The organism is Arthrobacter sp. TJ-240, from assembly GCF_058269195.1.
The window spans coordinates 400,044-406,603 of the sequence record NZ_JBZCNG010000004.1 but is presented as its reverse complement, the minus strand read 5'-3'; the positions used below and the strand labels follow the sequence as shown (position 1 = coordinate 406,603).

General features: G+C 69.4%; 4 protein-coding genes. All 4 read right to left on the bottom strand.

Going from position 1 to position 6,560, the window contains the following annotated elements:
• The coding region (locus AC4D2C_RS12850; RefSeq protein ID WP_490915266.1) for a chaplin family protein at nt 1-1,302 on the bottom strand (1,302 nt) is incomplete at its 3' end.
• Nucleotides 1,303-1,386: 84 nt separating this feature from the next.
• The gene (locus tag AC4D2C_RS12845; RefSeq protein ID WP_490915265.1) at nt 1,387-2,478 is read right to left on the bottom strand and encodes a hypothetical protein; all 1,092 of its coding nucleotides are present in this window, start codon (nt 2,476-2,478) and stop codon (nt 1,387-1,389) included.
• A 128-nt stretch (nt 2,479-2,606) separates the two neighbouring features.
• Nucleotides 2,607-4,829, bottom strand: a complete 2,223-nt coding sequence (locus tag AC4D2C_RS12840; protein WP_490915264.1) for an NADP-dependent isocitrate dehydrogenase — start codon at nt 4,827-4,829, stop codon at nt 2,607-2,609.
• A 110-nt stretch (nt 4,830-4,939) separates the two neighbouring features.
• Entirely contained in the window at nt 4,940-6,541 is a 1,602-nt protein-coding gene (gene purH, locus AC4D2C_RS12835) for a bifunctional phosphoribosylaminoimidazolecarboxamide formyltransferase/IMP cyclohydrolase (protein ID WP_490915263.1), read from the bottom strand.
• Nucleotides 6,542-6,560: the final 19 nt, after the last annotated feature.

The following is a 6,560-nucleotide window of genomic DNA, read 5'->3' as shown; positions in this document are numbered from 1 at the left end:
GTCACCGATCACGGTGACACCGTTGCAGCCGACATTCACGGGGACGATGATCTCGGGCGAGATCACATTCCCGTCGAGGATGCCGCCGTCAGTGGTACCGGGCGTCGTTCCGGGCGTCATGCCGGGCGTCGTTCCGGTCGTGGTGCCGGGCGTCGTTCCGGGCGTGGTGCCGGTGGAACCGTTCGTGCAATCCGAGGCACTGTCACCGATCACGGTGACACCGTTGCAGCCGACATTCACCGGGACGATGATCTCGGGCGAGATCACATTCCCGTCGAGGATGCCGCCGTCAGTGGTACCGGGCGTCATGCCGGGCGTGGTACCGGGCGTCGTTCCGGTCGTGGTGCCGGGCGTCGTTCCGGGCGTGGTGCCGGTGGAACCGGTCGTGCAATCAGAGGCACTGTCACCGATCACGGTGACACCGTTGCAGCCGACATTCACCGGGACGATGACCTCGGGCGAGATGACATTCCCGCCCAGGACTCCCCCGTTCAGCAGGCCGCCCTCAGCCGGAGCGGGAGCGGGAGCCGCACCACCGGTCGACCCGGTCGACCCGGACCCGCCTGCCGTCGACGAATCACCGATCACGGACACCGAGTTGCCGGACAGGTTCACCGGCACCACGATCTCGGGCGAGATCACATTCCCGTCGAGGATGCCGCCGTCAGTGCTACCGGGCGTCATGCCAGGCGTCGTTCCAGTCGTGGTGCCGGTGGAACCGTTCGTGCAATCAGAGGCACTGTCACCGATCAGGGTCACATCGTTGCAGCCGACATTCACCGGAACGATGATCTCGGGCGAGATGACATTCCCGCCCAGGAGTCCCCCGTTCAGCAGGCCGCCCTCAGCCGCTGCCGGAGCGGGAGCGGGAGCGGGAGCCGCACCACCGGTCGACCCGGTCGACGTGGACCCGTCTGCCGTCGACGAATCACCGATCACGGACACCGAGTTTCCGGACAGGTTCACCGGCACCACGATCTCGGGCGAGATGACATTCCCGCCGAGGACTCCCCCGTTCAGCAGTCCGCCGTCGAGCAGGTGATCGGAGGATCCGCTGCCGATGACGCCGAGGTCGACACCGAGGTCGGGGGAACCATCGAGCGAGACCACCGTCTCCTGGATGACCGAACCGCTCGTGGTCCCGGACTGCAGGGGTGCGGTGATGACGGTTCTGAGACTCGAAGCGAGCTCGGCATCGGGTGTTGCCGAAAGGTCTGCAGCCACTGCCGACCCTGCTCCGAGGACGACGACGCCCCCGGCTAGAAGGGCCCCGTAGAGCCCGCGCTGCACGCATGTACGCATGATGTTCTCCTGTGAATCGAAGTGGTGTGGAGACGCCCGAGGCGCCGTGAGCCGTCTGCCGCGCGGAGCACGGCGAGGCCACCACTAATCAGGAGAGGAGCCGGGATCGAAGCTGGGGGAGGTCGGAAGACCGGCAACCGCGGAGCGGTCGGCCCGGCCGGAGAGCAGGATGACGACAAGAAGGGCCGCGCCGCTGAGCGCCGCGAGCGGGGCCGTGGTGCCGCCGCTGGTCATGGAGGTCGGGGCGCCCGCGGACACAGCGATGGGCGCGGTCGGCAGGTCCGGCAGCGCGGTCGTTGCCTGAGCGATACCTGCCAGAACGGGGGCGTCGGCGATATCCCCGGCCTCGACGCCTGCCAGGGTCACCGGGAGAAGGGAAGCGTTCCGACCAGCCACTTCGACGCTGCCGACGGGAGCAGCGGAGGCGGTCCGAGGCGCGTCCTGCACCGCGCCGCCAGCCCCGCCGGAGGCGGAGGTGACGTCGTCGGAAGCGGAGGTGACGTCGTCGGCGCGGACCGGCTCGGCAGGTGTTCCCGCGACGCCGGGCAGGGCGTCGACCGCGGGCACTGCGGGAGCCGCCACTGGCGCAGCGTCCTCCAGCACGGGGACGACGACGTCGACGGGAGGAATGATCCCAGGAGCCGGGACGACGACGTCGACCACCGGGGTCACGACCTCCGTGACCGGCGCGACGACCTCGAGCACCGGCGCGGTGACGCCGCCGACTGCTCCGTCGACGGCCCCGATCACCGGGGAGGTCACACCCGTGACCGTCCCGGCGGGTACCAGGGAGTGCACGACCGGCACATGGGCGACCAGAGTGTCGACCGCCGAGGTCACGGGGACGAGAACGGTGCCCGCCGGCTGCGCGGCTACCTGTGGCACGCGGGCCACGAGGTCGGGGACGACGGGGAGATCTGCCAGGAGGGGCCGCGCCGCAGCGGAAGCCGGGGTTGCGGGGGTCACCGAGGAGAGCGGCTTCGAGAGGGAGGAGACGGCGGGTGCGCTCACGGAGTCGACGACGCCGACCACCGAATCGAGCAGACCGGCGTCGCGGGGAGACTCGGCGGCCGAGGCTCCGGTGGCACCGAGGGCCAGCCAGCCGAGGGCTCCGACCCCGGTCAGGAACGACACGCGCAGGGTGGTCGTGAAAGACCGACGCTTCTGCATCTTCATCGCGACACCACCCCAGGTTGAGACCGTGGAGCAACCATAAGCTTGTCCTGGGGCGCATGTAAATGGTTGTTGTTGAAGTGATCAGCCGGCGTACCACACGGGTGGAACGCCGGCTGATCGGTGAGGAACTACTTGGCCAGGATCGCGAGGACCTCGGACAGCTTCGCGGAGGGACGCATCACCTGGGTGACCTTCGTGACGTCGGGGTGGTAGTAGCCCCCGATGTCCGCGGGCGAACCCTGCACGGCGAGCAGCTCGGAGACGATGGTGTCCTCGTTGCCCGTCAGCGCCTCGGCGACGCGCGCGAAGCTCTCGGCGAGCTCGGCGTCCTGCTCCTGCTCGGCCAGCTCCTCCGCCCAGTAGCGGGCGAGGAAGTAGTGGCTCCCACGGTTGTCGATCTCGCCGACGCGGCGGCTGGGCGACTTGTTCTCGAGCAGGAACGTGCCGGTGGCGCGGTCCAGCGTGTCGGCGAGGACCTGCGCACGTGCGTTGCCGGTCGACGTCGCGAGGTGCTCGAAGCTCACAGCGAGGGCGAGGAACTCACCCAGGCTGTCCCAGCGCAGGTGGTTCTCCTTCACGAGCTGCTGCACGTGCTTCGGGGCGGATCCGCCGGCGCCGGTCTCGAAGAGTCCGCCGCCGTTCATCAGGGGCACCACCGAGAGCATCTTGGCGCTCGTGCCGAGCTCGAGGATCGGGAACAGGTCGGTCAGGTAGTCACGCAGCACGTTGCCGGTCACGGAGATGGTGTCGGCACCCTCGCGGATGCGCTTGAGTGTGAAGGCGGTGGCGTCGACGGGCGTCAGGATCTGCAGCTCGACGTCGTCCGTGCCGTGCTCGGCGAGGTACGCCTCGACCTTGGAGATCAGCTTGGCGTCGTGGGCGCGGCTCTCGTCGAGCCAGAACACGGCGGGCGTCGCCGAGGCGCGGGCACGCGTGACGGCCAGCTTCACCCAGTCGAGGATCGCGGCGTCCTTGGTCTGGCAGGCACGCCAGATGTCGCCGGGTGCGACGTCGTGCTCGATCAGCACGGAGCCGTCAGCGTCGAGGACCTGGACCTTGCCCTCGGTCCGGATCTCGAACGTCTTGTCGTGGCTGCCGTACTCCTCGGCGGCCTGCGCCATGAGGCCGACGTTGGGGACGGTGCCCATGGTGGTCGGGTCGAACGCGCCGTTGGCCCGGCAGTCGTCGAGGACGACCTGGTAGATGCCGGCGTAGCTGCTGTCGGGGATGACGGCGAGCGTGTCGGCTTCCTTGCCGTCCGGCCCCCACATGTGGCCGGAGCTGCGGATCATGGCGGGCATGGATGCGTCGACGATCACATCGCTCGGGACGTGCAGATTGGTGATGCCCTTGTCGGAGTCCACCATGGCGATCGCCGGGCCGTCCTCCATGCCCCTGGTGATGGCCTGCTGGACGCCCTCGCGGACGTCCTCCGGCAGCTTGTCGAGGCCGCCGAGGATCGACGCGAGGCCGTTGTTCGGGCTGAGTCCGGCAGCGGTGAGCTGTTCCCCGTACGTCTCGAAGAGCTCGGGCAGGAAGGCGCGGACCACGTGGCCGAAGATGATCGGGTCGGAGACCTTCATCATGGTGGCCTTCAGGTGGGCCGAGAAGAGCACGCCCTCGTCCTTGGCCCGGGCCACCTGGGCCTTGAGGAACTCGTTGAGCGCATCGGCGCGCATGACGGTGCCGTCGACGACCTCGTCCGCGAGCACTGGGATCGAGTCCTTGAGCACGGTGACGGTTCCGTCGGCCGCGACCTGCTGGATGCGGAGGGTGCCATCTGCCGGGATGACGACGGACTGCTCGTTCGAGCGGAAGTCGCCGGTCGTCATGTGGGCGACATTCGTCTTCGACTCCGGCGTCCAGGCGCCCATGCTGTGCGGGTTCTGCCGCGCGTAGTTCTTGACGGACGCGGGTGCGCGGCGGTCCGAGTTCCCCTCGCGGAGCACCGGGTTCACGGCGCTGCCCTTGACCTTGTCGTACCGCGCGCGGACGTCCTTCTCCTCGTCGGTGGACGGGTGGTCCGGGTAGTCCGGCAGCGCGTAGCCCTGGCCCTGGAGCTCGGCGATGGCCGCCTTGAGCTGCGGGATCGAAGCGCTGATGTTCGGCAGCTTGATGATGTTGGCTTCCGGCGTCTTCGCCAGGGCGCCGAGCTCCGCCAGCGCGTCGGCCATCTGCTGGTCCTCGGTGAGGTGGTCGCCGAAGAGGGCGATGATGCGTCCCGAGAGCGAGATGTCCCTGACCTCCACCTCGACACCCGCCGTGGACGCGAACGCCTCGATGATCGGCAGGAACGAGTAGGTGGCGAGCATCGGCGCTTCGTCGGTATGGGTGTAGATGATTCTGGCCATGGGTTGGCTTCTCCCTGGTGATCTGCGGTGGTCGGTTTGGGGGTTGCCCATCGGCTCTAACTTACCGAGGTCCGCGGGCCTTCGCCTAACGGCGGGACCCTTCGGTGGCGTCAGTGGAAGAAGTGGCGCGCGCCCGTCAGGTACAGGGTGACGCCGGCAGCGTTCGCAGCATCGACGACCTCCTGGTCCCGCACCGAACCGCCGGGCTGGACGACGGCGCGGACACCGGCGTCGAGCAGGATCTGAAGCCCGTCGGCGAAGGGGAAGAACGCGTCCGACGCCGCCACGGACCCGCGGGCCCGCTCGGTGTCGGCGAGCGTGTTGGCACGCTCGACGGCGAGGCGGCAGGAGTCCACACGGTTGACCTGGCCCATCCCGACGCCGACGGAGGCACCGTCCCTGGCCAGCAGGATCGCGTTGGACTTCGCGGCCCGACAGGCCGTCCATGCGAACCGGAGGTCGGCGAGCGTGGCGTCGTCGGCCCGCTCCCCGGCGACGAGCGTCCAGCCCGAGGGGTCGTCGCCGTCGGCGTCGAGCGTGTCGGCGACCTGCATGAGGACTCCCCCGGACACCTGGCGGAACTCCACGGGGTTGCGACCGTAGCCCTCGGGCAGGGTCAGCAGCCGGATGTTCTTCTTCTGCGAGAGGATCTCGACGGCCTGGGCGGAGAACGACGGCGCGATCACCACCTCCGTGAAGATGTCCTTCACGGTCTCCGCCATGCGGGCCGTGACCTCGCGGTTCGCGGCGATGACCCCGCCGAAGGCCGACACCGGGTCGCAGGCGTGCGCCTTGGCGTGGGCGTCCGCGATCGGGTCCTCGGCGTCCGCCGAACCGACAGCCACACCGCAGGGGTTGGCGTGCTTGATGATGGCGACGGCGGGCTCGTCGAAGTCGAAGGCCGCGCGGAGGGCTGCGTCGGCGTCGACGAAGTTGTTGTAGCTCATGGCCTTGCCGTGGAGCTGGTCCGCCTGGGCGATACCCGGCGTTGCACCCTTCTCCACGTACAGCGCCGCCTGCTGGTGCGGGTTCTCGCCGTAGCGGAGCACCTCGGAGCGCTCGAGCGCGAGGCCCGCGTACCCCGGCCAGGAGAAGTCGTCGTCGTCCGTGTCGAACTGCTCGGCGGTCCAGGACGCGACGGCGGTGTCGTACGCGGCGGTGTGCGCGAAGGCGAGCGCGGCCAGCCGCCGCCGTGCCCTCAGGTCGAAGCCGCCCTCGGCGGCCGCGGCGACCACGTCGCCGTACCTGGCCGGATCGACCACGACGGCGACCGACGGGTGGTTCTTGGCGGCGGACCGGACCATGGCCGGGCCGCCGATGTCGATCTGCTCGACGACGGCGTCGGAGTCCGCACCCGAGCGGACCGTCTCCACGAAGGGGTAGAGGTTCACGACCACGAGGTCGAAGGCCTCGATGTCGAGCTCTGCCAGCTGGTCCACGTGCTCCTGCCGGCGGCGGTCCGCGAGGATCCCGGCGTGCACCTTGGGGTGGAGGGTCTTCACGCGCCCGTCGAGGGTCTCCTGGAAGCCGGTCACCTCGGACACCTCGGTCACGGGGACGCCCGCGGCGGCGATGCGCTGCGCCGTCGAGCCGGTGGAGACGATCGAGACGCCCGCACGGTGCAGGCCCTGGGCCAGCTCCTCCAGGCCGGTCTTGTCGAACACCGAGATCAGTGCGCGACGGATGGGGACACGGTCGAGGTGGGGGCTCACGCAGTTCTCCGTCAGTCAG

Excerpts from the sequence above, each read along its gene's own strand:
- AC4D2C_RS12845 (WP_490915265.1), bottom strand. The coding sequence starts at position 2,478 with ATGAAGATGCAGAAGCGTCGGTCTTTCACGACCACCCTGCGCGTGTCG.
- AC4D2C_RS12840 (WP_490915264.1), bottom strand. The coding sequence starts at position 4,829 with ATGGCCAGAATCATCTACACCCATACCGACGAAGCGCCGATGCTCGCC.